29 protein-coding genes are annotated in these 26421 nt (G+C 64.0%); 19 read left to right on the plus strand and 10 right to left on the minus strand.

The window, feature by feature from the left end; genetic code table 11:
* The first annotated feature begins 71 nt into the window (after positions 1–71).
* The 8 genes from argS to tatC all read left to right on the plus strand — a co-directional run bounded on the left by argS (position 72) and on the right by tatC (position 6483).
* Positions 72–1796, plus strand: coding sequence for an arginine--tRNA ligase (argS, locus tag HMP06_RS00420; RefSeq protein ID WP_176495297.1), 1725 nt, complete (start codon positions 72–74; stop codon positions 1794–1796).
* Positions 1796–2473: an SPOR domain-containing protein gene (locus HMP06_RS00425; RefSeq protein WP_176495298.1), complete on the plus strand. Its 678-nt coding sequence runs from the start codon at positions 1796–1798 to the stop codon at positions 2471–2473. The genes argS and HMP06_RS00425 overlap by 1 nt, the downstream gene beginning before the upstream one ends.
* Positions 2474–2520: 47 nt before the next feature.
* Positions 2521–3528: a glycoside hydrolase family 3 protein gene (locus HMP06_RS00430; RefSeq protein ID WP_176495299.1), complete on the plus strand. Its 1008-nt coding sequence runs from the start codon at positions 2521–2523 to the stop codon at positions 3526–3528.
* Positions 3529–3686: 158 nt separating this feature from the next.
* Entirely contained in the window at positions 3687–4412 is a 726-nt protein-coding gene (locus tag HMP06_RS00435; protein ID WP_176495300.1) for a segregation and condensation protein A, read from the plus strand.
* On the plus strand, positions 4409–5020 hold the full coding sequence (scpB, locus tag HMP06_RS00440; protein WP_176495301.1) for an SMC-Scp complex subunit ScpB: 612 nt from the start codon (positions 4409–4411) through the stop codon (positions 5018–5020). Before HMP06_RS00435 ends, scpB begins: the two co-directional genes overlap by 4 nt.
* 26 nt (positions 5021–5046) lie before the next feature.
* On the plus strand, positions 5047–5283 hold the full coding sequence (locus HMP06_RS00445; protein WP_176495302.1) for a twin-arginine translocase TatA/TatE family subunit: 237 nt from the start codon (positions 5047–5049) through the stop codon (positions 5281–5283).
* A gap of 19 nt (positions 5284–5302) precedes the next feature.
* Positions 5303–5707 carry a Sec-independent protein translocase protein TatB gene (gene tatB / locus HMP06_RS00450; protein ID WP_176495303.1) on the plus strand — a complete coding sequence of 135 codons (405 nt, stop codon included), beginning with the start codon at positions 5303–5305 and terminating at the stop codon, positions 5705–5707.
* A complete protein-coding gene (tatC, locus tag HMP06_RS00455; RefSeq protein WP_176495304.1) occupies positions 5704–6483 on the plus strand; it encodes a twin-arginine translocase subunit TatC in 780 nt (259 codons plus the stop codon). Before tatB ends, tatC begins: the two co-directional genes overlap by 4 nt.
* A gap of 59 nt (positions 6484–6542) precedes the next feature.
* On the opposite strand, the gene HMP06_RS00460 is transcribed toward tatC, so the two are convergent.
* The 3 genes from HMP06_RS00460 to HMP06_RS17840 form a co-directional block, all read right to left on the minus strand.
* Positions 6543–6677 (minus strand): entericidin A/B family lipoprotein, encoded by a 135-nt coding sequence (locus HMP06_RS00460; RefSeq protein WP_176495305.1) that lies wholly within the window; start codon positions 6675–6677, stop codon positions 6543–6545.
* Positions 6678–6971: 294 nt separating this feature from the next.
* Positions 6972–8558 carry a sensor histidine kinase gene (locus tag HMP06_RS00465; protein WP_232089789.1) on the minus strand — a complete coding sequence of 529 codons (1587 nt, stop codon included), beginning with the start codon at positions 8556–8558 and terminating at the stop codon, positions 6972–6974.
* A gap of 7 nt (positions 8559–8565) precedes the next feature.
* On the minus strand, positions 8566–8742 hold the full coding sequence (locus HMP06_RS17840) for a NepR family anti-sigma factor (RefSeq protein WP_232089791.1): 177 nt from the start codon (positions 8740–8742) through the stop codon (positions 8566–8568).
* 257 nt (positions 8743–8999) lie between these two features.
* Here HMP06_RS17840 and HMP06_RS00475 point away from each other — a divergent pair, with 257 nt between their 5' ends.
* From HMP06_RS00475 to HMP06_RS00485, 3 genes are all read left to right on the plus strand, one after another.
* Positions 9000–9806, plus strand: coding sequence for a response regulator (locus tag HMP06_RS00475; protein WP_176495306.1), 807 nt, complete (start codon positions 9000–9002; stop codon positions 9804–9806).
* 75 nt (positions 9807–9881) lie between these two features.
* A complete protein-coding gene (locus HMP06_RS00480) occupies positions 9882–10025 on the plus strand; it encodes a hypothetical protein (RefSeq protein WP_176495307.1) in 144 nt (47 codons plus the stop codon).
* A gap of 91 nt (positions 10026–10116) precedes the next feature.
* Positions 10117–10758 (plus strand): sigma-70 family RNA polymerase sigma factor, encoded by a 642-nt coding sequence (locus tag HMP06_RS00485; RefSeq protein ID WP_176495308.1) that lies wholly within the window; start codon positions 10117–10119, stop codon positions 10756–10758.
* Here HMP06_RS00485 and HMP06_RS00490 read toward each other — a convergent pair whose 3' ends face one another.
* Complete coding sequence (locus HMP06_RS00490) at positions 10759–11034, minus strand: hypothetical protein (protein WP_176495309.1); 276 nt, start codon at positions 11032–11034, stop codon at positions 10759–10761.
* A gap of 64 nt (positions 11035–11098) precedes the next feature.
* On the opposite strand from HMP06_RS00490, the gene HMP06_RS00495 reads away from it, so the two are divergent.
* The 7 genes from HMP06_RS00495 (at position 11099) to HMP06_RS00525 (ending at position 18002) form a co-directional block, all read left to right on the plus strand.
* Positions 11099–13702: a DUF294 nucleotidyltransferase-like domain-containing protein gene (locus HMP06_RS00495; RefSeq protein WP_176498308.1), complete on the plus strand. Its 2604-nt coding sequence runs from the start codon at positions 11099–11101 to the stop codon at positions 13700–13702.
* Complete coding sequence (locus HMP06_RS00500) at positions 13699–14166, plus strand: peroxiredoxin (protein ID WP_176495310.1); 468 nt, start codon at positions 13699–13701, stop codon at positions 14164–14166. The genes HMP06_RS00495 and HMP06_RS00500 overlap by 4 nt, the downstream gene beginning before the upstream one ends.
* A gap of 234 nt (positions 14167–14400) precedes the next feature.
* Positions 14401–15591 (plus strand): M23 family metallopeptidase, encoded by a 1191-nt coding sequence (locus tag HMP06_RS00505; protein WP_176495311.1) that lies wholly within the window; start codon positions 14401–14403, stop codon positions 15589–15591.
* A gap of 44 nt (positions 15592–15635) precedes the next feature.
* Complete coding sequence (gene erpA / locus HMP06_RS00510; protein WP_176495312.1) at positions 15636–15974, plus strand: iron-sulfur cluster insertion protein ErpA; 339 nt, start codon at positions 15636–15638, stop codon at positions 15972–15974.
* 27 nt (positions 15975–16001) lie between these two features.
* Positions 16002–16772 (plus strand): exodeoxyribonuclease III, encoded by a 771-nt coding sequence (gene xth, locus HMP06_RS00515; RefSeq protein WP_176495313.1) that lies wholly within the window; start codon positions 16002–16004, stop codon positions 16770–16772.
* Positions 16769–17563, plus strand: coding sequence for a transporter (locus HMP06_RS00520; protein ID WP_176495314.1), 795 nt, complete (start codon positions 16769–16771; stop codon positions 17561–17563). The genes xth and HMP06_RS00520 overlap by 4 nt, the downstream gene beginning before the upstream one ends.
* Before the next feature lie 181 nt (positions 17564–17744).
* Entirely contained in the window at positions 17745–18002 is a 258-nt protein-coding gene (locus tag HMP06_RS00525; RefSeq protein ID WP_176495315.1) for a hypothetical protein, read from the plus strand.
* A gap of 50 nt (positions 18003–18052) precedes the next feature.
* Here HMP06_RS00525 and HMP06_RS00530 read toward each other — a convergent pair whose 3' ends face one another.
* On the minus strand, positions 18053–19210 hold the full coding sequence (locus tag HMP06_RS00530; RefSeq protein ID WP_176495316.1) for an N-acetyltransferase: 1158 nt from the start codon (positions 19208–19210) through the stop codon (positions 18053–18055).
* A gap of 147 nt (positions 19211–19357) precedes the next feature.
* On the opposite strand from HMP06_RS00530, the gene HMP06_RS00535 reads away from it, so the two are divergent.
* Positions 19358–20461 (plus strand): fatty acid desaturase family protein, encoded by a 1104-nt coding sequence (locus HMP06_RS00535; protein ID WP_176498309.1) that lies wholly within the window; start codon positions 19358–19360, stop codon positions 20459–20461.
* A gap of 12 nt (positions 20462–20473) precedes the next feature.
* Here HMP06_RS00535 and HMP06_RS00540 read toward each other — a convergent pair whose 3' ends face one another.
* The 5 genes from HMP06_RS00540 to spt all read right to left on the minus strand — a co-directional run bounded on the left by HMP06_RS00540 (position 20474) and on the right by spt (position 26331).
* Positions 20474–20677: a hypothetical protein gene (locus HMP06_RS00540; protein ID WP_176495317.1), complete on the minus strand. Its 204-nt coding sequence runs from the start codon at positions 20675–20677 to the stop codon at positions 20474–20476.
* Positions 20674–21771, minus strand: a complete 1098-nt coding sequence (gene lptG, locus HMP06_RS00545) for an LPS export ABC transporter permease LptG (RefSeq protein WP_176495318.1) — start codon at positions 21769–21771, stop codon at positions 20674–20676. Before lptG ends, HMP06_RS00540 begins: the two co-directional genes overlap by 4 nt.
* Positions 21768–22967, minus strand: a complete 1200-nt coding sequence (locus HMP06_RS00550) for an LptF/LptG family permease (RefSeq protein WP_176495319.1) — start codon at positions 22965–22967, stop codon at positions 21768–21770. The genes lptG and HMP06_RS00550 overlap by 4 nt, the downstream gene beginning before the upstream one ends.
* 99 nt (positions 22968–23066) lie before the next feature.
* Complete coding sequence (locus HMP06_RS00555; RefSeq protein ID WP_176495320.1) at positions 23067–25016, minus strand: ATP-binding protein; 1950 nt, start codon at positions 25014–25016, stop codon at positions 23067–23069.
* A 52-nt stretch (positions 25017–25068) separates the two neighbouring features.
* On the minus strand, positions 25069–26331 hold the full coding sequence (gene spt / locus HMP06_RS00560; RefSeq protein WP_176495321.1) for a serine palmitoyltransferase: 1263 nt from the start codon (positions 26329–26331) through the stop codon (positions 25069–25071).
* Between the last annotated feature and the right edge of the window lie 90 nt (positions 26332–26421).

Raw genomic sequence — 26421 nt, forward strand, 5'->3', positions numbered from 1 at the left:
AACACCTGCGATTTGAGTGTTTGGACATCGTCCGCTAAGGCCCGCGCTCGCTTAACACGACCGGACCAATCATGACCCTTTACACCCGTTTCGCCGCGCATCTCGATGCGGCGCTCGATGCGCTTGTTGCCGCGGGCGATTTGCCGGCCGACCTCAACCGCGCGAATATCACGGTCGAGCCGCCGCGTGACGTCACGCATGGTGATCTGGCGACCAATGCCGCGATGGTGCTGGCCAAGCCTGCGGGCACCAATCCGCGCGTGCTGGCGGAGAAGATCGCGGCGGCGCTGGAGGGACTCGACGAGGTGGCGAGCGTTTCGGTGGCGGGGCCGGGGTTCATCAATTTGTTTCTGACCGACGACACCTGGCGCGCCGAGCTCTCCGCGATCCGCGATGCTGGCGACGATTATGGCCGCTCGACGCAGGGCAAGGGCACCACCGTCAATATCGAATATGTCTCAGCCAATCCGACGGGGCCGATGCATATGGGTCACTGCCGTGGTGCGGTGGTCGGCGATGCGCTGGCGGCGTTGCTGGAATTTGCCGGGCACAAGGTGATCCGCGAATATTATGTCAACGATGCCGGCGGGCAGGTCGATACGCTCGCACGATCGGTGCATCTGCGGTATCGCGAGGCGCTGGGCGAGACGGTGGAAATCCCCGAGGGGCTGTATCCGGGCGATTACCTCGTCCCGGTCGGTCAAGCGCTCGCCGCCGAATTCGGTGACCGCTATGCCGACGCACCCGAAAGCGAATGGCTGGTGCTGTTCCGCACCCGCGCGGTCGCGGCGATGCTGGTGCTGATCAAGGAAGATCTGGCGCTGCTCGGCATCCACCACGATCTGTTCTCATCCGAGGCGGAATTGCAGGCGGCGGGCAAGCCCGAGGCGGCCGAGCATGATCTGCGCGCGCGGGGGCTGATCTACGACGGCTTGCTCGAGGCACCCAAGGGGCAGGAGCTGGAAGATTGGGAGCCGGTCGTCCTGCCGCTGTTCCGCTCGACCCAGTTTGGCGATGACCAGGACCGGCCGATCAAGAAATCGAACGGACAATGGACTTATTTCGGGGCCGATCTGGCGTACCATTATCAGAAGGCGCAGACCGCCGATGCGCTGATCGACATCTGGGGTGCCGATCATGCCGGGACGGTCAAGCGGATCGTCGCGGCGGTGGCGGCGCTGACCGGGGGGAAGACGCGCTTCGACGTGAAGCTCGTGCAGATGGTGCGGCTGATGCGCAATGGCGAGCCGATCAAGATGTCCAAGCGCGCGGGCAATTTCGTGACGCTGGCCGATGTTGTGCGCGAAGTGGGCAAGGATGTCGTGCGCTTCACGATGCTGACGCGCAAATCCGATGCGCAGATGGATTTCGATTTCGCCAAGGTGGTGGAGGCGTCGAAAGACAATCCGGTGTTCTACGTCAATTATGCGCACGCGCGGGTCGCGTCGTTGCATCGGCGCGCGGCGGAGGCGGGAATCGTCTGTGACGCGGTCGATCTGTCCCAGCTTGATACGGAGGATTTGGCGCTGGTGAAGCTGGCGGCACAGTTCCCGCGCATCGTCGATACTGCTGCTGCGGCGCGCGAGCCGCACCGAATTGCCTTTTATCTCTATGACTTGGCGGCATCGCTCCACGCCTTGTGGAACGTCGGCAACGATCGCCCCGACCGGCGATTCCTGCTGCCAGACAACCCTGCGATGACCTGTGCACGGCTGTTCTTGGCGGATGCGCTCGCGCAGATTATCCGTAATGGATTGAGCATCATGGGCGTGGAAGCTGCCCAGGAGATGAAGTGATGTCGACCGGCGAGTATGAAATGCGCGATGAAGATCGCCTCCCCTGGCTGGAAACGGTCGAGGACGATTATGACGACGGCCCGTCAGTTGTGCGGGTCGTATTGCTCGTCCTGCTCGCATTGGCGATCGTGGCGGCGGCGATCTTCGGCTATCAATATTTCAAGAAGCACCAGGGCGTTGACGGCAATGGCGCGCTGATCACCGCGCAGGACGGCGATTACAAGGTCAAGCCCGATGACCCCGGCGGCATGAAGGTCGAAGGCGAGGGCGATACCGCAATCGCGACGAGCGACGGTGCCGGGATGAGCAATGCGGCGATCGACATGAAGGCCGCGCCGGAAGCGCCGGTCGCGGGCAAGAAGGTTGCCCCGGCGAAGGTCGATGTTGGCGCCAGCAAGGTGATCGCGGCGATCCCGTCGGCGGCTGCGGCGGCATCGGGCGGTGCGCTGGTGCAATTGGGGTCGTTCGGCAGCGAGAGCGAAGCCAATGCGACCTGGGCGACGATTTCGAAGAAGTTCGCCTATCTCGCGCCGATGGGCAAATCGGTACAGGCGGCGCAGGTCAACGGCCAGACGGTGTATCGGCTGCGCGTGAACGCCGGTGGCGCGGGTGCGGCGACGAGCCTGTGCGCGAAGCTCGCGGCGGCCGGGCAGGCGTGCTTCGTGCCGCGGAGCTGAACCAGGTGGGGATGACAGCGATCCGCGTCGCATTGTAAGCCGCGCGCATGAAGCCCGTCATCTTCGGCCTGTCCGGCCTGACCCTCACCCCCGATGAGACCGCGTTCTTCGCCGCGGTCGAGCCGGCGGGCTATATCCTGTTCAAACGCAATATCGACACGCGTGCGCAAGTGCGCGCGCTGACCGACAGCCTGCGCGCGCTGTCGGGGCGCGACGATGTGCCGATCCTGATCGATCAGGAGGGCGGTCGCGTCGCGCGGATGGGGCCGCCGGAATGGCCCGCTTTTCCGGCTGGCCCGGCGTTTGACGCGCTTTACGACCTCGCGCCGATGTCGGCGATCGAGGCGGCGCGCGCCAATGCCGAAGCGATTGCGCTGATGCTGAGCGAGGTCGGGATCAACGTCGATTGCATGCCTTTGCTCGACGTGGCGCAGCCCGACACGACCGAGGCGGTGTCGATCCGCACGCTCGGCTCCGAACCGCTCCGCGTCGCGGCGATGGGTCGCGCGATCGTCGATGGGCTGCGCCGTGGCGGCGTGGTCGGCGTGGTCAAGCACATGCCGGGGCATGGGCGGGCGAAAGTGGACACGCATTATCATCTGCCGACGGTGACGGCCTCCGACGAAGAGCTCGAAATCGACCTGCGGCCCTTCGCCAGCCTGAAGGACGCGCCGATGGGGATGACCTCGCACATCGTGTTCGAGGCGTGGGACAGGGACCGGCCCGCGACGCTGTCTCGGCAAGTGATCGAGCAGATCATCCGCCAGCGGATCGGCTTTGACGGGCTGTTGATGACCGACGATATCGACATGAAGGCGCTGTCGGGCAGCGCGGGTGACAAGGCCGCGGGCGCGATCGAAGCTGGATGTGATCTGGTGCTCGATTGCTGGGGGCGGATGGACGAGATGGTCGACATTGCCGGGCGGCTGGACGAGATGTCGGCGGTGTCGCGTGCGCGGCTGGAACGGGCGATGGCGACAGTCGCAGGGGCACATGCCGGAGGCGACATCGCGGCGCTGATCGCCAAGCGGGACGCGTTGCTGGCGCTCGCGTAATCCTCCCCGGCACGGGGAGGGGGACCGTAAGCATTTAGCGAACGGTGGAGGGGGCGTGCCGCAGGCGGAGCGCTCGTGGCGAGCCCCCTCCACCATTCGCGTAAAGAACGCGAATGGTCCCCCTCCCCGTGCGGGGGAGGATTTGCTAGCGTTGCACTATGGACCCCGAAACCCTCACGATCGATCTCGATGGCTGGGAAGGGCCGCTCGATCTGCTGCTGGCGCTGGCGCGGAGCCAGAAGGTCGATCTCAAGGCGATTTCGATCCTGGCGTTGGTCGATCAATATCTCCACTTCGTCGAACAGGCGCGCGCGATCAAGCTGGAGCTGGCGGCAGATTATCTGGTGATGGCGGCCTGGCTGGCGTACCTCAAATCGGGGCTGCTGCTGCCGCGCGATCCCGAAATCGAGCCCAGCCCCGAGGAATTGGCGCTGCGGCTGCAACTGCGGCTCGAACGGCTGAATGCGATGCGCGAGGCGGGTGCGCGGTTGATCGCGCGCGACCGGGTCGGGCGCGACGTGTTCCAGCGGGGCGCCCCGGAAGGGTTGCGGACGCAGCGCAAGGCGGTGTGGCACGCCGAGATCTATGATCTGATCGCGGCGTACGGCGTCATCACCGCGCGCACGCGGCCGGTGATGCATGTCGTCGCGCACCGCGCGGTTATGACGCTGGAGGCAGCATTGGAGCGGGTGTCGCGGCTGATCGGGACGGCGGTCGACTGGGACGTGATCGAACATTTCCTGCCAGAATCGGCGACGGGAGCCTTCCGCAAATCGGCGCTGGCGTCGAGCTTTGTCGCGGCGCTCGAACTGGCGCGGCAGGGCAAGCTTGAACTACGCCAAAAATCGCCCTTCGCGCCGCTGTATCTGCGCGCGCTGACATGACCGCACCCGACGCCATTACGCGCGCGGTCGAGGCGGTGCTGTTCGCCGCGACCGAACCGATGACAACCGATGCGATCCGGGCGCATCTGGGCGGCGCCGAGGTGCGCATGGCACTCGCGGCGTTACAGGCGCATTATGCCGGACGCGGGATCGAACTGGTCAAGCGCGGCGAGCGCTGGCATTTCCAGACTGCCGCGGACATGGCGCATTTGCTGCGGCGCGAGCATGAGGAAGCGCGCAAACTGAGCCGTGCGGGGATCGAGACGCTGGCGATCATCGCGTATCACGAACCCGCGACTCGTGCCGAAATCGAAGCGATTCGCGGCGTCGGCATCTCAAAGGGCACGCTGGACGTATTGATGGAAGCCGGGTGGATTCGTCCGGCCGGACGGCGCGAGGTGCCGGGGCGACCGTTGCTATATGCGACGACGCCCGCGTTTCTCGCGCATTTCGGACTTACGAGCAGGCGGGATCTGCCCGGGATCGACGATTTGCGGGCGGCGGGACTGCTCGATCCGGTCGATCTGGCGTTCGAGCGGACCGATTGGGACGTTGAACGCGTTGAGGAAGACGACGCAGAGGTGGAAACCTTCGACGAGACGCACTAGATGAAGCGCATATTAGGAGATCGATCATGGGTGGTTTTAGTCTCGTACACTGGCTGATCTTCGGCGGGATCGCGATCCTCGTCCTGGGTGGCGGCCGCTTTTCGAATATGATGGGCGACGTCGCCAAGGGCATCAAATCCTTCAAGAAGGGCATGGCCGAAGACGACGAGCCGAAACGTGAACCGAGTCGGATCGACGCCAAGGCGGCGGCGGAACCGGTGTTCGACCGCGACGGCAACCGTATCCGCGACACCGAAATCTGATCGCGGACAAGAGGCCGCCATGTTCGACGTCGCATCCTCCGAGGTGATCCTGCTGGGGGTCGTGGCCTTGCTTGTCATCCCGCCCAAGGATTTGCCGAAGGCGATGCGGGTTGCCGGGCATTGGGTTGGCAAGGTGCGCGGCGTCGCCACGCATTTCCGATCGGGCTTCGATACGATGCTGCGCGAATCCGAGCTGCAGGAAATGGAAAAGAAGTGGGCGGCGGAGAACGCGCGGATCATGCGTGAGCATCCGCCCGAGCCGGTGCAGATGCTCCCGATGGCAGGTCCGCCCGCGGATGCGCATGCACCGGACGATGTCGGCGATCCCGCGCCGGTGATGACCGAGCAGCCGGTGGTCGCTGCCGCGCCTGTGGAGGCCGAGGTCGAGGTGACGAAATCGGCGACCGGGGCGCACCAAGCGTGAACGCGCCGGTTGACGATCTCGAGGCGAGTCGCGCGCCGTTGCTCGATCATCTGATCGAACTTCGCAAACGCCTGTTTTTCTGCATCGTGTCGGTGTTCGTCACGCTGATCGGGACCTATTATTATTCGCGTGAGATCTTCACGGTGCTGGTCCACCCGCTGCTCGAGGCGGGGCAGAAGCGGATCGTGACGATCGGCGTGTTCGATGGCTTCTTCGTGCAGTTGAAGGTTGCCTTGTTTGCCGCGCTGATGATTTCGTTCCCGATCATCGCGAACCAGCTATGGGGCTTCGTGTCGCCCGGCCTGTATCGCAAAGAAAAGCGTGCGTTGCTGCCGTTTTTGTTCGCCACGCCGGTTTTGTTCACGGTCGGCGCGATGCTCGCGTATTTCGTCGCGATTCCGTCGGCTTTGAAATTTTTCCTCAGCTTTCAGGGAAGCCTTGGCGGAGTCGAGCAGGAGGCGCTGACCTCGGTCGCGAGCTATCTCGATTTCGTCATGCAATTCCTGTTCGCATTCGGCATCGCATTCCTGCTGCCGATCTTGCTTATGCTGGTGGAGCGTGCCGGCCTGGTGTCGCGCAAGCAACTTGTTGCGGGGCGGCGCTATGCGATCGTCGGATGTTTCGCGGTCGCGCTGGTGCTTGCGCCACCTGACGCAGGCTCGATGATCATGCTCGCGATCCCGCTGGTGGCGCTGTACGAACTCGCACTCATCGCGATCTGGTTCACCGAGCGCCGGCGCGTCATGGATGACCCGACCGATCTGGTCGAAGGCTGACGCGATAAGAGCCGCTCCCGGTTGCGGGAGCGGCTCTCGGTAGCGAGATGAACCTCGTCTTATTTCGCGCCGTCGGCCGTCTTTGCAACGGTGTCGCCAGCCGACTTCACATCCTTGCCGACACCTTCGACCGTGTTGCACGCCGCGATCAGCAGCGTTGCGGTGGCGAGGACAAGCGTGGTGATCTTGCGCATTGTATATCTCCAGGAAGGCGCGCTGACCGAAAGCAGGCCGCGTCGGCTATCCAATGCGCGACGCCGCGCTTCGTTCCGCACCGGAACCAAACGAGATGCAGCTGACGGAGCGGGAAAAAAATTGGACCCGGACGCGCCACCGAGGGGGGGAGGGGGCGGCGCGACCGGGTCCATGTCTTGGATAGCGAGAGCGGGGGGGCATAAATTCGCTATCCGAAGATGAAAACGGTCTGCGCGCCGCCGGGTTCCGGGAAAAAAACGATTTTTTGAAGAATCTTTTTTTTACGTTTCAAGTCAATCACGTCCGGTGACCGCAACGGAAATCTCGTACGCGCCGACCAATGGATCGTAGTGTAGCTTGGAGCGCAATTGCCGCGACAAGCCCTCAATCACGCGGCCATAGCGTTCCGCGATCAGCGTGCGCATCGCGTCGTCATCGATCAGGGCAGGTGAATTGACACGCAGGACGGCGCGCGCGTCGCTCTCGTCCGGCCCGACCGATATGCGGATTTGCGCAGCCGGATTTACCGTCATTGCCAACTCAACGATTTCGGTAATGATAAAAGCGATGGCGATCGCCACGTCCTGATTGACCAGATACGGTTGCACATCGATCGCGATGCCGATCGGTGAATCATCGGGCGCAGTCGCGCGAATGTTCGAGGCCAGTTCGCCCAGGACCGAGCGTAACGACAGACCGCGATTTTCCTCGAGCTCTGCAAAATGGTTGCGATGGACGACCGCGAGCGCATCGACGCGCCGCTGGATCGAGGCATAAGCATGGGTCGCCTCGACACTGCGGGCGGCGCGCGCGTGGAAATTGATGAGGCTGGAAATGACCTGCAGGTTGTTCTTTACGCGGTGATGGACTTCACGCGTCAATTTGGTCTGGCGGATCAGCCCTTCGGCAAGCCCGGCCTCATGCGCCGCGACCGTGCGGCTAATCGCGCGAAAGGTTTCGCCAAGATCGCGGATTTCTATCGCAGGCAGGCTGCGCATGGTTCCTGGATCGACCTCCTCGCCCGGCACAAAATGCGCTACGCTGGTCCGCAACTGCCGCAGCGGGCGGATCAACAGGCGATCTACGACGAACCAGCCGATACCGGCGGCCGCGGCCCACATTATGATCGGCAGGATCAGCGCGACCAGCACGGGCGAGGTGATCGGCAAGCTGCGCACGCGCGTCGTCAGCGTGATGTCGCCGATGCCGATCGGCATGCTGAGCGCGGCGCGGCGTTCCAGCGGGCCGCTCCGCGCAAGTTCTGTGAGCGACAGTACATCATCATCAAGCGTGAGGCGCGCTTCATAGGGTTGGGCATCGCCGCTTGGCTTCGCGGTTGCGGCAAGCACGGTAGCAGGAAAGAATGCCGCTGCGCGCGTCCGGCCGGTCGTGCTGGTCGTCGCCAACGTCAGGCCGCGCCCAGGGTGCAAGCGCGCGGCGATCGGCGAATCGGTTCGTGAGATCGCGGGGCTGAGCGCGACCGGCAGACGTTGACCACAAATCACCTGGCCACGAGCATCGGTGATGGAGAAGCGCGTGCCGGCGGGGGCCTGCGGTGCGAACACCCCTTGCGCGCGGGCGCAGCTCGGCGCGTCGGCAGGATCCGCCTCAAGCGCGTTGAGCGCTACGCGGAGCGCGGTCATATCGCCGACGAGTTCGATCGCGAGATTGCGCGCGCTCTCGGTGGCAGTGATGCGCATTTGTCCGCGGGTCGCGTCGTCCGCCATCGCGGCCGTGCGGAGCGTCGCGAAAAAAGCAATGATCGCAAGCGGCAACAACGCCGCGCTCAAGATCAGAAAGACTTTGGCACCCGTAGGAATGCTGCCGAAACGATCGGACAAGGCGCGAGCGGCGGGGGTATCGCCGACCAACTGATTCACCGGACGATCAGTCCAGCTTGCCGAGGAGATCCAGCATTTCGGGCGGAATCGCTTCTTCGACCGTGCGTTGATACACGGTTCGCAAGGCCGCGCCCATGTCGCGGTCCTTGCCCTGAGCCTTCGCGCCGGTGCCGACGGGCCGCGCCGTACCCGGCTTTTTCGAAGAATCGTCGCCCGAACGCAATGCCGTCCCCCTGGATATCCGGAATGCCGGATAGTGTTAATGTGCGACCGTAACAACCGTCATGTTGCCAAAGACGCGAAGCGTGTGCTTCGGTCTGAATGGTCGCGATTGAACATGAAACCAAATTGCGCTTCGTTGGTTCCACGTTCGATGCGAAATAAAGTTCCGATCGTTTCGGGGCTATAAACGCGTTGCATAAGCGGGGGGCCGCTTCCACAAGGTCCCTCAAATCATACCCAAGGGAGACCCCGACAGTCATGTCGCTAGGACAGCAGCTTGCCCCCCATCTTCCGTTCCTGCGCCGCTATGGTCGCGCACTGACTGGCAGCCAGACGCATGGCGACCGTTACGTACGCGCCACGCTCGAGGCGATCGTTGCGGCTCCCGAGGAATTTCCGCGCGACGTTGATCCCCGCCTGGGATTGTATCGCACGTTTCATGCGATCTGGAACTCGACCAATTATGACGAGACGCCAGAATCGATGAGCGCGAGCCTGGACGATGGGCAGGAATCGATTGCCCGGGCGCGGCTTGCGCGGATGACGCCGCTGTCGCGTCAGGCGCTGTTGCTGACCGCGATGGAGGGCTTCACGCCCGAGGACGCCGGTTATCTGATTGATGTCGAGGTCGCCGAGGTCGATTCGCTCGTTGCCGAGGCGCTGGCCGAAATCGAACAGCAAACGCGTGCGCGCGTGCTGATCATCGAGGACGAGCCGATCATTGCGATGGATATCGAGACGATCGTCCGCGACCTCGGGCATGAAGTGACCGGCGTCGCGGTAACGCGCGACGAAGCGGTCGCGCTGGCGATGGAGGATCGTCCCGGTCTCGTGCTCGCCGACATTCAGTTGGCCGACGACAGCTCGGGCATCGACGCGGTCAAGGACATCCTGGCCGAGTTCGAAGTGCCGGTGATCTTCATCACGGCATTCCCGGAGCGCCTGTTGACCGGCGAGCGTCCCGAGCCAACTTTCCTGATCACCAAGCCGTTCCAGCGTTCGACGGTCAAGGCCGCGATCGCGCAGGCATTGTTCTTCGACCAGGCGACCGTTCCCGCCGTTTGAGGGAACCCATTCGCGCCTCCGGGGTTAGGGTTCCATACGATACGGAATCACAACGACAATAGCCCGGGGGCGCTTATGGCAGACGAAGACCGCATTGAAGTTACCGCACAGGAAGCGCGCGGCGGCGTAACGCCGCATGTGACTCGCTATGTGCTCGGCATCTCGCTCATGCTGGTCGTGGTGATCTTTGCCGCGTTGCTGATATTCTTCCAGCGTTGAACGCCGACAGTGCCGGAATGTTGGACTTCGGCGTCCGGCATACCCATGTCCCTGACTATACCCAATTGCACCCCTTGCGAGACCGGAATTCATGAGCGACGCATTCGATCAAGACGAGGACGATGGCGCGCCCGAGATCGTCGAGCACGTTTCGCTGTCGGACCCCGAGTTCAAGGCGCAATTGGCGCAGGTGATCCCGCATCTTCGCGCGTTCGGTCGGTCGCTTTCAGGCAATCGCGATCTTGCTGACGATTTGGTGCAGGAAACGCTGATGAAGGCATGGGCGGCGCGTTTGCGCTTCCAGGCGGGCACCAACATGCGCGCGTGGACGTTCATCATCCTGCGCAACCTGTATCTGAGCCAGATGCGCCGCGCGCGTTTCAAGGGCGAGTGGGACGATCTGGTCGCGGACCGGATCCTTGCCGCACCCGCCAGCCAGGACAAGCATGTCGAGCTTGGCGATATGCAGCGCGCATTGCTGCATTTGCCGCAACCACAGCGCGAAGCGCTGATCCTGGTCGGTGCAGGCGGGTTCGCCTATGAAGAGGCGGCAGAAATCTGCGGTGTCGCGGTCGGCACGATCAAGAGCCGTGTGGCGCGCGGTCGTGTGGCGCTGGAAGCGGTAATGAACGATAATACGCTCGCATCGCGTCGCACCCACTCCAACGAGCCCGGCATGTCCGCGCTCGACACGATCATGGACGAAGTCGACGAACTCAGTCGAAATCGTTGATTACGAGCGGGCCGGCAAGATTTCGATCAGGTCGAGTTGCTGAATCAAGTCCGAGAATTGTTCGTAAGCCGTCAATTCGGTTGCGTATGCGGCGCGAAGCGTTGCCGACAAGACATCGGACGCCCGCGGGGCCGCCAAGACATAGTCGCAGGAACTGGCGGTCGGGACATAAGAGGCGCTGTACATTGACATGAAGCGATAACGGTCGAAGAGGCGGTTTGTTGCCTGTCTATTGTCCCGCTCTGGCCGAAGGCCGTTTTGTCCGGTGAAGAACACGGTTTCAGATCAACATGTTGTCGCCGCCGCAGCGCGTGCGAGACGCTTTGCGCCGTTCCTCGCGATGCTGCTCGATCGCGAACCGGCGATGGCCGCGATGTTCGCCGCGGGCGTGCTGCCTGACCTTTTAGATCTGTATTTGGAAATGCCCGATGCACCTCCGGCACAGCGCTTGCGGCTCGCACGACGGCGCCTTGCGCTGCGCGTCGCGATCGGCGATCTGGCAGGGTGCGACGACCTGACCGCGGTGACGCATGCACTGTCGGATTTCGCCGACCACGCGCTCGATACCGCGATCCGTGCCGCGATCGAGGAACGGACGCCGGGCGCGGAGCCGTGCGGCTTCACCGCGATCGCGCTTGGCAAGCAGGGCAGTCGCGAGCTCAATTATTCCTCCGACATCGATCCGATCCTGCTGTTCAACCCCGCCACCCTGCCATGCCGACCGCGCGAGGCGCCGGAGGACGCGGCGGTACGGATCGCCCGGCGTGTCGTCGAGATCCTGCAGACGCGCGATGGCGATGGCTATGTGCTGCGCGTCGATCTGCGGCTTCGCCCGTCGCCCGAGGTTACGCCGATCGCCTTGTCGGTCGATGCCGCGATTTCTTATTACGAGTCGCTCGCTTTGCCGTGGGAGCGCGCTGCCTTCATTCGCGCGCGAGCAGCGGCGGGCGACATCGCGCTTGGGGAGAGTTTCCTCGCGACCGTTGCGCCGTTTGTCTGGCGCTGTGCGCTCGATTTCGGCGCGATCGGCGAAATTCGCGGTATTTCGCGCCGCATTCGCGATCATTATGCGCAGGGGCAGGCATTTGGCCCGGGGTTCGATCTGAAACGCGGGCGCGGCGGCATTCGCGAAGTCGAATTCTTCACGCAGATTCACCAATTAATTCACGGCGGCCGCGATCCGGCACTGCGTGTGCCCGATACGCGCACCGCACTGGCGGCATTGGCGGCGGCGGGCTGGGTCGACGCGCAAGAGGCGGCGGCGCTCAGCGCGGCCTACACTCTGTACCGCACGATCGAGCACCGCGTGCAGATGATCGAGGATCGCCAGACCCACGCGCTGCCGAGCGGCGCTGCGCTCGATGCGGTCGCGTGCCTGCACGGGCTGGCGGACGGTGCGGCGCTGCTCGATCTGCTGCGCCCGCATGTCGTGGCGACTGCGCGCAGCTATGACGCGCTCGACCCGGACGAGGGCGACGCGTTGTCGTTCGATGCCGATCATCTCGCGGGTCAGCTCGCTGCCGCAGGGTTCGACACGAATGAAGTCGCCGCGCAGCGGATCGCGCAGTGGCGCGGCGGGGCCTATCCGGCGCTGCGCAGTGCAGCGGCGCGCGCGGCGTTGGAGGCGGTCTTGCCCGGCCTTATCACCGCGCTCGGGAGTTCGCCCGATCCGCAAGGAGCGATCGTTCGGCTCGACCGAATGCTCGCGCGGCTGACCAGCGCGGTCAATTTCTTCCGCTTGATCGAGGCTCGGCCAGCGCTTGGGCGCTTGCTTGGGCTGATCCTGAGCCATGCGGAGACGCTCGCCGAGGATCTCGCGCGGCGGCCGGAACTGTTCGATGGGCTGATCGATGCGAGCGCGCTGGACCCGGTCGGCGACGTCGTAGCGCTTGCTGCCGAAATGACGGGTCGCGCGGATTATCAGGCGCAACTCGATTACGTTCGCCGCGTGGTGGGGGAGAAGCGCTTCGCGCTCGGTACACAGATCATCGCCGGCGCGGCTGATCCGCTCGACGTGTCGGCGGGCTATGCGCGCGTCGCCGAAGCCGCGATTTGTGTCCTGACCCAAGCGACAATCGCGGAATTCGCCGCCGTGCATGGGTACGTTCCTGGCAGCGAACTGCTCATCCTGGCGCTCGGGCGGATGGGCGGCGGCGCGCTCACCCATGCCTCCGATCTTGACCTGATCTATCTGTTCACCGGCGATTATCTGGCGGAGTCCGACGGGCGAAAGCCGCTCGGCGCGGTGCTGTATTACAATCGCCTGGCGCAGCGGATCAGCGCCGCGCTGTCGGTGCCGACCGCATCGGGGCCGCTCTACGAAATCGATACGCGGTTGCGCCCGTCGGGGACGCAGGGGCCGCTGTGCGTGTCGCTCGACGGCTTCGCGCGGTATCAGCGCGAGAGTGCTTGGACATGGGAGCATATGGCACTCGCGCGTGCGCGGCCGGTGTTCGGGTCCGAGGAAGCGCGTTCGGCCGTGGCGGGCATCATCGACGCCGTGCTGCGCGGCGACCGGCCGAAGCGCGACGTGATCGTCGAGGCGACCGCGATGCGCGCCGATATGGCGCGGCACAAGCCGCCGCTCGGACCACTCGATGCGAAATTGCTGCCGGGCGGATTGGTCGATCTCGAATTTGCGGTGCACATGGTCCAGCTCGAAAGCGGGCAAGGGCTGGATCCCAATTTGCGCATCGCGATCGCCGCGCTGATCGTAGCCGGCAAGGCGCCGCCGGAGATGATCGCGGCGTATGACCTGCTCGCGCGGCTACTGGTGACGCTGCGGCTGGTCGCGCCCGATGCGCAAATACCCGGTACGGTCACGCAGGATCTGATCGCGCGCGCAGTGGGGATGGCCGATTGGCCAAGCGTGGTTGCGTCGCTCGATACGATTCGGCAGGACGTTGCGCGCTGGCTCGCAAAGGTAGAGGGGATCGAGATATGACCATCCAGGATGGCGCATTACTGCCCGCGATCGACTTGATCGCACCGGACGGCAGCGCGATCCACCTCGCCGACTATGCCGGCGCTCCGTTCGTGTTGTATTTCTACCCCAAGGACGACACGCCCGGTTGTACGAATGAGGCGAAGGATTTCAGCCGCCTGTTGCCGGAGTTTGAGGCCGCGGGCGCGAAGGTCCTTGGCGTCTCGGGCGATACGCCGGCCAAGCACCAGAAGTTCACCGCAAAGTATGAGCTGACCGTCCCGCTGGCGAGCTATGAGGGCGATGAAGCACTGACGGCTTTCGGCGTTTGGGTCGAAAAGAAGCTCTACGGTAAAACCTATATGGGCGTCGACCGGTCGACCTTCCTGTTCGATTCGAACGGTGTTCTGGTGCGAAGCTGGCGCAAGGTGCGCGTGCCGGGTCATGCCGACGAAGTGCTGCTCGCGCTGCGCGCGTTGGCCTAAGAAAAAGACGCCCGATTCAAAGGCGTTTTCCGAATCGGCCCAGCAGTTAATCCTGCATTCAACGACTCGCCGTGTGGTTGTGCCGCTTCAACGCGCTGCACCGCCGAATGTCTTGCTTGCCTCCTACAATGTCAGTCACACACTTCTCGTCCGAGTGCAGGGGGGCTGCAGGCGGGCAATAGAGGGGCGGGCGCTGGCATTATCCGGCAATCGCGTAACGGTCGCTGGGGTCACATGAACTCACTTTCTATTGCTTCGGGTGTGCAACTGGTGTCGCGACTCAAGACCTATTTCAAAACCCGCGACTTTATTTTTCACGACGGGCGTGACCTCCAACGCTTCAGCATCGGCGGGCGGACGCAAGCCGCAGTCGCCAGCGTGGCCGCCATCACCCTGTGTTTTTCGGCTTATGGCGTGGCGCAGGCTGCGGTCGGTGCGGTCGCGCTGAGCGGGATCGTCGATGCGCCGCTCTCGCCCGAAGCCAAGGTCGCGCAGATGCAAGTGCGCGTCAGCAAGATGCAGGCCGACGTCGCGACGATCAAGCATGCCGCGCAGGTGCGCGCCGCGCGCGTCGAACAGCGCCAGGCGCTGCTAGTGGCCGTCGTGGCGGGCAAGGCCGACGTCGCCTTGCTGTCGCGGCCGACGCCTAATATCGATCCGAAGTCCGATGCGCTCGCCGCCGATGTGGTCGCGCCGCTCAAGAAGGTCGAGCAGCAGCAGGTCGCCGTTGCGGTCCAGGCGCGCCGCGTCGCCGAGCAGCGCTTTGCTCGCGCGGTCGCGCATGTCCGCAGCCTCGGCATTGCGCCCGAACGCCTTTTGCCACAGCAGCCCGCGATGGGCGGCCCGTTCGAAGCCGCCGATAGCGCCGCTACCGAAGCCGATCTTCGCGCCGACACGCAGTTCCGCTCGTTGTTCATGACGTGGAAGAAACTCGACACGCTTGAACATGGCGTCATCGCGATTCCGTCGGCCCAGCCGGTGGATCACATGGCCTATACCAGCAATTACGGCATCCGCTCCGACCCATTCCGTGGCACTGCTGCGATGCATGCCGGGGTCGATATTCCGGGCCCGGTTGGCACGCCGGTTTATGCCACCGCTGATGGCGTGGTCGATCGGGCCGAGCGGTCCGGTGGGTACGGCAATTTGGTCGAGCTTGATCATGGCAAGGGTATCCAGACCCGCTACGGTCACCTTTCCAAGATTCTCGTCGAGGCGGGCACCCGCGTACGCCGCGGCCAACTGATCGCGTTGATGGGGTCGACCGGACGCTCGACCGGTCCGCATCTGCATTATGAAGTGCGGCTCGACGGGCACGCAGTGAACCCGGTGCCGTTCCTGCAAACCGCCGATTACCTGCTGGCGACACAGGACAAGTCGATCCGCGTCATCCCGATTGGTGTCGGCGGTCCGGCAGCGGATTGATCGGGCGCATTGCCGATAGCGTCGCAAGCGCCTATCTCTCGGATATGGCCACGCTAGCTCCCGAAATCGCTTTGACCCCCTCCGCTGCGGCGCGCGTTGCGACGATTGCGGCCAAGCAGGGTAAACCCGCGATCTTGCGCCTGTCGGTCGATGGCGGCGGATGCTCGGGCTTCCAGTACAAATTCGGCTTCGCCGATGCCATTGACAGCGACGATGCTGTTGCCGAACAGGATGGCGTGCGGCTGGTGGTTGACTCGATCAGTCTCGATCTCGTGCGCGGGTCCGCGGTCGATTATGTCGAGGAATTGGGCGGCGCGGCGTTCAAGGTGACCAACCCCAACGCCGCATCGGGTTGCGGTTGCGGTTCCAGCTTCGCGGTGTAAACCGACCCGGCAACAGGGGTCGCCCACGTGAAGATCGTCACCTTCAATATCAATGGCATCAAGGCACGCTTGCCGCGGCTGATCGAGTATCTGGCCGAGCAGCAGCCCGATGTGGTGTGCCTGCAGGAACTCAAGACCAGCGACGAGACCTTTCCCGAGGATGCCATCCGCGAGGCGGGCTATGGGGCGATCTGGCATGGGCAGAAGAGCTGGAACGGGGTTGCGGTGCTGGCCAAGGGGCAGGACCCGGTCGAGCGGCAGCGCGGGCTGGCGGGTGAGCCGGAGGACGAACACAGCCGCTATCTGGAGGCCGAGGTGAACGGGGTGACGATCGCCTCGCTTTACCTGCCCAACGGCAATCCGCAGCCGGGGCCGAAGTTCGACTATAAATTGCGCTGGATCGACCGGCTGCGCGCGCGGGCGCTCGAGTTGCTTGCCGAGGAGACGCCGGTGGTGCTGGCGGGGGATTACAACGTTATTCCCAATGACGACGACACCTATTCGGTCCGTGCGATGCAGGATGATGCGCTGATGCAGCCGGAAAGCCGCGCTGGCTTTCGCGCGTTGGTCGCGCAGGGCTGGACCGATGCGTTGCGCACACGGTACCCGAGCGGGGGCGTGTGGACCTTCTGGGACTATCAAGCGGGCGCGTGGCAGCGCGACGCCGGGTTCCGCATCGATCATCTATTGCTCTCGCCGATCGCGGCGGACCGGCTGGTGGATGCCGGTGTCGACAAGGACTATCGCGCGCGGGAAAAGGCGAGCGACCATGCGCCGACCTGGTGCACCTTGCGATGATGCGGTGGGTCTTGGCGATCCTGCTGCTGTCGGCGGCAAGCCCGGCTTTTGCCGAGGAGCGCGATTATTGCCCGACCCGGCCGGGACTCGGCACGACGCCCTGCACGATCGCGCCGAAGCGCGTGTCGGTCGAGACCGCCCTGGTCGATTGGACGCTCGACGATCAACCCGATGCGCGCAGCGATACCGTCCTGATCGGCAACACGTTCGTGCGCGTCGGGCTCACCAACAGCATCGAGGCGCAGATCGGCTGGACGCCGTATGGCAACGTCCGCACGCGCGACAAGAACACGCAGGCGATCGATACCGCCGGGCGCGCTGGCGACGTGACACTCGGCATGAAGGCGAACCTGCTCAATCCGGACGGAAGCAAGCTATCGATCGCGGTGCAGCCCTTCGCCACTGTGCCGGTCGGGCGCGCGCCGGTCGGGGCGGGGGATTGGGGCGCGGGCGTCGTCGTGCCGGCGACCTATGACCTTAGTGAAACGCTCAATCTTGCCAGTACGAGCGAAATCGACGCCAAGGTGGATGAGGACGGCAGCGGACGGCATTTTGCGTATTCCGAAGTGATCGGCCTTGAGGTCAAGCTGTCGAAGACGCTCTCCGCGACGATCGAGGGTCAGGTGTTGCGCGACGAGGATCCGGGCGGGAGGACGACGCAGGGCTTGGCGTCGGCATCGCTTGCCTGGTCGGCGCAGGACGATCTGCAACTGGACGTTGGCGCTGTCGCGGGGCTCAATCGCGCGGCACCTGATGTTGAACTCTATCTAGGCGTTTCGCGGCGCTTCTAGGCCGATGCGCCACGCCGCGAAATGGTGCCATGCGCCGAGCATTGGTACATTTTACCATTCATTATTGGTTCAAGAATCTTGCTAAGATACTCACATATAAAGTTTTAGGTGTTTGGCATGACTAATGCACTAGGACAGTAGCGGGGCGAGACGCCACCGCGAGCTTTCTTAGGAGGACAGCATGACCAAGTTTCTGATGATGACCGCAGCCGCGGTACTGAGCGTCGCCACCTCGCCCGTTATCGCGCGCGAAGCCCGCCCGGCCGCAGCGCCGACCACCGAGGCACCACAGGCCGCTCCAACCGGCGCGCGCGTTGCAACGTCGAAGACCAAATATTGCATTGTCGATACGGTCACCGGGTCGCGCATTCCGGTCAAGACCTGCAAGACGCGCGGCGAATGGCTGGATCGCGGCTTTGATCCGCTCGCCAACAACTAAGCCTGGGGCGGTGCTGCGTTCACCCGCGGCACCGCCACCTTGTTGACGCGTCACAGCGCTTTTTCGAAGATCCAGTACCGCTTGTTGATGTCGCAGCCGATCGCCTCGGCAATCGAGTTCATTCCTTGATTATCGTCGAGGATCCAGCCGATTTCGCCGCGCGTTGCGCCGTAATGAGCGACCGATGCGTCCTTGATCTGCTGGATCAGCATGAAGGCGAGCTGGCTCGCCAGACGCGATGATTGCAGGTCCTTCAATACCCCCATCAACGGGACACGCATCGTCTTTACCCGCGGCCTGCGCAGCCACAGCAGCAGTTTCGCCCAGCCGAAGGGCAAGAGATTGCCCTTTAGCGGCATGATCGCTTCGTTGAGATCGGGGAGCGTGATCATGAATGCGACGGGTTTGCCGTCGAGTTCGGCGATGCGGATCAGATCGTTGAACACGATCGGCTTCAACTTTACCCCGACATCGGCAATCTCGGGCGGGGTGAGCGGCACGAAACCCCAATTGTCGGACCAGGCATCATTCAGGATCGCGAGGATCGTCGCGGCTTCCTCATCAAATTTGGTCTTGTCGACTTGTCGGATGCGGATGCGCGGATTCTTGTCGCCCGACGCGATGATCCGCTGAAGCAGCGGTACGAAATCCTTGGTGATGTCGAGTTCATAGGTCACCAATTCCTTGACCTTGTGATAGCCCGCCGCCTCGATCCAGTGGCGATATTCGGGCTTGGCGTGGCCCATCATGATCGTGGGGGGATGATCGTAGCCCTCGACCAATAGCCCCGGTTCCTCCCAGATCGACATGCTGATCGGCCCAAGCACGCGGTTCATGCCCTGGTCGCGCAGCCAGCCTTCCGCCGCCGTGATCAAGGTGCTGGCGGTCTCCGCATCCTCGGCGTCGAACAGGCCGAATTGTCCGCAGCCCGGGCCGAAACCCTTGGCCGGGTCCATCGTCAGCGCGAGCGTATCGATATGCGCGGAGATCCGCCCGACGACCGTGCCGCCGCGCTCGGCCAGGAACAGTTGGGCCTTGGCATGACTGAACCAGCCATTCTTCTCTGGGGTGATCAGCCCGAGCGCCTCGCCCTTCAGCGGAGGCACCCAGTTGGGATCGTTCTTGTAAAGGCGAAAGGGCAAATCGATGAAGCGCTTGCGATCGGCCTTGTTGTCGATCGGGCGGATGGAAAGCGGAGCAATAGCCACGGGCACGGTACCTCAAAGAAAGTGCCGGACACGTCCCGCGTGGGCGCGCTGCTGTCAAGCGGGCGCCGCGCGGGCGGCGGGTATGTGGCCCCGACACCCCTTTCGCTGCCACCGTCTAGCCACTATCTTCTTGCAATGCCCCATTCCATGGACACTTCGCTAACCTTCGAGCGGCGCGACGCCGCCTCCGCTGGAGACGCTCCGCGCGTCCGCTTGTCGAGCATCGCCGACGACAAGGCGATGCTGCGCGCCGCCGCCGAACTGACGCGCGACCTGAACCCGCCGCGCGCCGCGATCTATTGGACCGACCTGCTGCTGTCAGCCGGGATCGGCTATGCCGCGCTCGCGCTTGCGATGACGCTGCCGTCGGTTGGCTGGGCAATCGTGGCGGGTGTGGTAGCGGTGCTGGCGCTGTACCGCGCGGGCAGCTTCATCCACGAAGTCACGCATATCCGGCACGCCTCCCTGCCGGGTTTTCGTTTGGGGTGGAATGTGATCGCGGGCATCCCGCTGCTGGTGCCGAGCTTTATGTACGAAGGCGTCCACAACCTCCACCACGCACGCACGCGCTATGGCACGAGCGAGGACCCGGAATATCTGCCGCTCGCTTCGATGAAGCCGTGGACGTTGCCGCTGTTCATCCTGACCTCGATCCTTGCGCCGTTCGCGTTGATCGTGCGCTACGGCGTGCTGACGCCGCTGTCGCTGATCGTGCCGGGGATGCACCGCGTGCTGGTCGAGCGCTATTCGTCGCTGTCGATCAACCCCGCCTTCCGGCGTCGTATGCCGGAGGGCGAGGCGGCGCGGTTGTGGCTGTGGCTTGAGGGCGCATGCAGCGTCTGGGCGGTCACGCTGATCGTGCTGATCGCGACGGGCGTGTTCCCGCTGCGAATGGTGGCGATCGCGATGGTGATCACGTCGGGCGTGTACGTGCTCAACCAGATTCGCACGCTGGTCGCGCATCTCTGGGACAATCACGAGGGTGAGGCGATGAGCGTTACCGCGCAATATCTCGACACGGTAAACGTGCCTCCGCCGGCCTTCCTGCCGGTGCTGTGGGCGCCGGTGGGCTTGCGCTATCACGCGCTGCACCATTTGCTGCCGGGCCTGCCGTATCATTCGCTGGCGGAGGCGCATCGGCGCTTGTCGAAGGCGCTCGGGACCGAATCGCCGTATCACACGGCTAGTTATCCGGGGTTGCCGGGGCTGGTGACGCGGTTAGTGCGATCGACGATGGGGTCGCGTGCATAGGATGCAACGCGGCTAGCGCATTGGCAGGTCGATCTTCACAGCGTGCGTTTCGATTGGGATTGTCACAAAGACCGCTATCGCCACCACAAAAAGTACGCCGACGGTCGCCATGAGGTACGAGCGACGGCGAAAATCGCGGATCGTCTGAACGACGCAGTATACCCACGCCATTAGCAACACGATTGCTTGCAGCATTTGCGCTGTCGCCATCGTCATTCTTCGGTCCGGATCAGCACCGCTTCGCCGATCATGAAGAACAGCAGGAACGGTGCCCAGGCCGCGAGGAAGGGCGGGTAGGCTCCCAAATTGCCCATCGCCAGCGCGAAATTGTCGGCGACGAAGTAGAGAAACCCCAGCATCATCCCGATGACGGCGCGGACAAACAGCTTGCCTGAGCGGGCCAGCCCGAACGCCGCAACCGCGCCGAGCAGCGGCATCAGGATCGAGGAGAGCGGTCCCGACAGTTTGTGCCACATCGCGCCCTCCAGCGCCTTGGTCGGGCGGCCCCCAGCCTTCAGATCGGCGATCGCGGAACGCAGCGCCATGAAGGACAAGCCATTGGGATCGACGGTCGCGAGTGTGAATTGATCGGGGCGCACCCCGGCGGCAATGACGGTTTCGCCGACCGGTGTCAGCTTTCCGCTCGCCACATCGAAGCGCGTCGCCGGGGCGACTTTCCAGCCGTTTCCTTGCCGCACGCCGTTCTTCGCGGTCACGATCGCGACGAGGTTGCCGCCCGTGCGATCGAACAAGGTGATGCCGCCCAGCTTCGTCTGGTCGCCACGTCCGCGGACCTGATCGACTTGCAGCAGATCGTCGCCGTTGCGCACCCACACGTTGCTGCGGTCACCGCGATCGACCGGCACCGGGCCGTATGCCAGCTTTTGCCACTGGTCGAGCGTTGCGGTGGCGCGGCTGACGATGCGTTCATTGAAGGTGAAGGAGATCATCGCGACGCCGAGCGCAGTGATCAGCAGCGGGGCAAGGACCTGGTGTGCCGACAGGCCCGACGCCTTCAGCGCAATAACTTCGCTATTTTGATTGAGCGTCGACAGCGTCACGATCGTGCCGAGCAACACCGAAAAGGGCAGGAATTGCGCGACGATCTCGGGGATGCGCAGCGACAGGTAGCGCAGGATTTCGGGCTGGCCGTTACCAGGCCGCGCGAGAATGTGCCCCGATTCGGTCAGCAGGTCGAGCGCTTGAAGAATCAGCACCAGCATCGCGAGCACCGCGAAGGTGCGCACCAGGAACATCTTGCCCATGTAGAGCGAGACGGTCCGCGATGGAAACAGTTCGAACGAGATCATGCCGCGGGGCTCTTGTCACGCCGCCACGGCAGCAATTTCACGATCAGCTTGCTGAGCTTCGAAAAGACGCGTTCAAGTGCGCCGATCGGCTGTCCGCCGGGCACATAAGCGATGGTGTAATACATCCACAGCGTGAGGCCCGCAAAGACCGCGAACGGGATCCAGATCGCCAGGAACGGGTCGATCTTGCCGAGGCCGCCGACAGCCTGCGCATATTCGTTCACCTTGTGATAGGCGACGATCATCACGATCGCGAGGAACACGCCGAGTGCCGAGGTCGAGCGTTTGGGCGGCACGCCGAGCGCGAGTGCAAGCAGCGGCAGCAGCAGGATCGACAGGACCTCCGCCGTGCGGAAATTGAAGGCCGCCTGACTGGTCGCGCGGGCTTCCTTGCTGGCGCCGCGGTCGCCGCCGATGCGGACGAGTTCGGGCAGCGTGCGCTCCAGATTCTCCGCACCGCGCATCCGGAAATTCTCGGTCTTGGGCAGCGGGATCGGGAGATCGTTGATGCTGAAGCGCAGCACGCGCGGCGTCGTGACAGTCGCCTCGGTGCGGATCAACGTGCCGTCGGTGAGGCGGAAGATGATCTCGTCGGGGTTGTCGGTCGCGAAGAACTGGCCGCTGGCGGCGGTGACTGCGATCGACCCGCCCTTGCCATCGTCGCGGCGCAGGAAAATGCCCGACAGGCGACGCCCGGAATCATGGCTCTGCTCGATGCGCAGCGTCATGTCCTTGCCGAAATGCGTAAACTCGCCGACCTTGATCGACGCGCCGAGCGCGCCGGTGCGGAGTTCGAAGCGCAGCTTTTCGTAGTTGAAGCGCGCCTCGGGCTGGACGAACCCGACGATCGCGAGATTGACGGCGCCGAGCGTGAGCGCGAAGAGGTAGGGCACGTAGAGCATGCGCGTGTAGCTCATGCCGACTGCGCGCATCACATCGAGTTCGGACGAGGTGGCAAGTTTGCGGAAGGCGAGCAGCGTGCCGAGCAGCAAGCCGACCGGAATGCCCAGGCCGAAATATTCGGGCAGCAAATTCGCCAGCATCCGCCACACCACGCTGACGGGGCCGCCTTCGGTGGCGACGAAATCGAACAAGCGCAGCATGCGATCGAGCACCAGCAGCATCGCGAAGATGACCAGGGTCGAAAACAGCGGCACCGCGATCAGCCGGGCCATGTAGCGGTCGATGGATTTCATGAGCGTGCGGGGAGGGCGTCCGGCCGGAGGGGAGGGCGTAAGACGGCGGGCGCCGTTGTGCCGCTATATCCGGGTGAGGCGGTTTCGTCAGCTACCAAATCATTCCGCCGCGATGCTGTCGATCGCGGTACCGGAGCGGTTCGCAGCGGCGGCGACGGCGCGTTCGAGGGCGGCGAGCGTGAAGGGTTTTCGGAGTACGTGATGCCCGCCGAATTCGGCCTCGCCGCCCGCGTCACCGGCATAGCCGGTCACGAAAAGCACTGCAATATCAGGGTGCTTACGCAGCAGGCCCGCGATCATTTCCGGGCCGGTCTGCCCCGGCATCAACACGTCGCTGACGATCAGATCGACCCGCCCGAGACCGTCCAGCGCGGCGGGTGCGGCGAGCGGATCATTGCAGGCGACGGGGCGATGCCCAAGCTCCTCAAGCGCCCCCATTGTGGCCGCGAGAACGCGGGGGTCATCCTCGACCACTAGAATATCTAACGTTCGATGTTCGAATGGCGCGGGCGTTGCGGGGGTGGTTTCATCGGCTGCGGGCGCATCAGAGACATAGCGCGGGAGATAGAGCGTGACGGTGGTGCCTTCGCCGACGACCGACTTCAGCCCAACCTCGCCATCGGCCTGGCGCACGAAGGCGAACACCTGGCTAAGGCCCAGGCCGGTGCCCTTGCCCGCAGGTTTGGTCGTGAAGAAGGGCTCGAACACGCGATCGAGCAGATCGGGCGTCATGCCGCAGCCGGTATCGGCGACCGAAAGCGCGACATAGTCGCCCGCCTGGCAGGTGCCGACCGCCCCCTCCGTCAGCGTCACGCCTGCAGTGGTAATCGTGAGCTGGCCGCGCCCCTCCATCGCATCGCGCGCATTGACGGCGAGATTAAGCACGGCGTTTTCGAGCTGATGTGGGTCGGATCGGACCAGCCAGCTCTGCCCTTCCGGCGCGTTGACCGTCACCTCGATCGTGTCGCCGAGCGTACGATCGAGCAAGTCGGACATGCCGCGCACGAGCGCGACCGGCTCGATCGGTTCCGAGCGCAACGCTTCTTCGCGCGAGAAAGCGAGCAGTTGCCGGGTGAGGGCGGCGGCGCGATTGGCACCCTCGGTGGCGTTGTCGATGTGGCGCTGGGCCGCGACCGGATCATTCGCCACCTGGCGTTTGGCCAGTTCCAACCCGCCCAGCACGACCGCCAGCATATTGTTGAAATCATGGGCAATGCCGCCGGTCAGCTGCCCCACGGCCTGCATCTTCTGGACTTGGCGCAGCTTGCTTTCCTGGGCGAGCAGGACGGCGGAGGCGCGTTCGACCGCTGCCTCCAGCTCTGCCGCGCGATCGCGTTCGGCTGCGGCCTCAGCGCGGGCGACGGCGCGTTGGCCGAGCGCGGTCACGGTCAACCAACCAAGCGCGACCGCGCCGGCCGCGAGCAGGATGCCGAAGATCGACAGCGCGCTCGCCAACCCGGTCGATCGCGCGACCGATTTCATCGTAATGCCGGTCCGCTGCGCCAGCACGGTGCGCTCCTGCACGCCGATCGCGTCCAGCAAGCGATCGATCTCGGCGCGCGACGGCCCGAGGCGCGCCTTGTAGAAAAGCGCGAGCGCCTGATCGTTGCGCTTGTACAGCGTGTTGAGTGCCACGTCGCTCAGCTCGTCGCCGCGCACTGCCATGGCGCCCTGCAATTTGGCGATCAGCGCCTGCTGTTCCGGGCTGTCACGCGTGATCCGGTCAAGCCGCGATAGCTGCTGGCTCGCCAGCGTCCAATCGGCGGAATAGGCTTGTCCCAGATCCTTGTCGGCGCTGATCACATAACGCCCGAGCGAGGCCTCGGCATGCGCGATCGTCCCGGTCAGGCTCGCCGAGAGGATCATCACTTCGTAACTGTGGGTTTGCAACCTCAGCGCGCGGTCGCGCTGACGGTTGGCCTCCCCCAGCGTCAGATTGAGCGCGACGAGCACCACCACGCCGAGCACCGCCATGACGAGCAGCGCAACGGTGTGCCACGGCGTGCCGGTGCGCTCCGCACCGACCGCTTCGCGCTCAATTCCGCTCATTTCCGTACCTTACCGCAAGCGGTGACTCGTGGCTAGGGTCGGGCCGCGCAGGTCAGCCGATCGCCCCGGTGGCGCGACCAGCCATTTCGAACAACTGCAGGACGCGGGCGATCTGCTCCGGCGTATGCTCGGCGCAAAGCGAGCAGCGCAGCAGATATGTTCCTGCCGGGGTGGCTGGTGGCCGCGCCATGTTCACGTACAAACCGTTATCCAGCAGCAATTGCCACATCGCAACCGCCTGCGTCTGATCGTCCAGGATGATCGCGATGATCGCGCTGTCGGGCTTTTCGGTGCCGAGCTTGAAGCCGAGCGCCTTCAGCCCGCCGTGCAGCGAACGGGCGTTTTCCCACAATTGCCGACGCTTGCCATGCGCATGCTTGAGCTTGCGGATCGAGGTGGCGGCGGTCGCCACAACCGACGGCGGCAACGATGCGGTGAAGATGTAGGGGCGACAGACGAGCCGGATCGCCTCGAACTTCGGATGGTTCGACACGCAGAAGCCGCCGACCGTGCCGACCGATTTGGAGAAGGTGCCGATGATGAAATCGACATCGGCCTCACAGCCTTGCTCTTCATACACGCCGCGACCGTTGGGACCGTAGAAGCCCATCGAATGCGCTTCGTCGCTGAGCACCATCGCACCGTGCTTTTTGGCGACGGCGACCATTTCCTTGAGCGGCGCGATGTCGCCGAGCATCGAATAGACGCCTTCGAGCACGACGAGCTTGCCCGGTTCCTTGGGCAGGCGGCCGAGGCGCTTGTCGAGATCCTCGACCGAATTGTGGCGGAAGCGGACGATCTCGGCATTGCCCTGCTGGCACCCGTCATAGATCGAGGCATGACTGTCGGCGTCGAGAATGACGTACTCGCCCTTGCCTGCGAGCGTAGAGATCATGCCGAGATTGGCCATGTAACCGGTCGAGAAAACGATCGCGCCGCTGACGCCGTAAAAATCGCGCAAGGCGTCCTCGACTTCCATATGGTCGCGGAAGGTGCCGTTGAGCATGCGGCTGCCATTGGTGCCCGAGCCGAACTGGTCGAGCGCGGCGTGGCCGGCGGCGATCACGTCGGGATCGAACGTCATGCCCATGTAATTGTACGTGCCGAGCAGGATCGTATCGCGGCCCGCGATCACCGCTTCGGTCGGGGATTTCACTTGCTCCATCACGATCGCGAACGGATCGGTGACGCCGGTATCGATCAGCGCCTGGCGTTCGGCGATGATCGGGTCGAATTTCGACATGAGATCGCGTTCGGGCGCGACCATTGGCGGATCGAGATCAAGCGCGTGTGCGGTGGCGGCGGCTTCGGTCATTGCATTCACTCCAAGCCGTTCGTGTCGAGCGACGTCGAGACACCGCGCGGAGACCGGTGTCTCGACGTCGCTCGACACGAACGGGAAATT

It is taken from the genome of Sphingomonas sp. HMP6, assembly GCF_013374095.1.
GTDB lineage: Bacteria > Pseudomonadota > Alphaproteobacteria > Sphingomonadales > Sphingomonadaceae > Sphingomonas.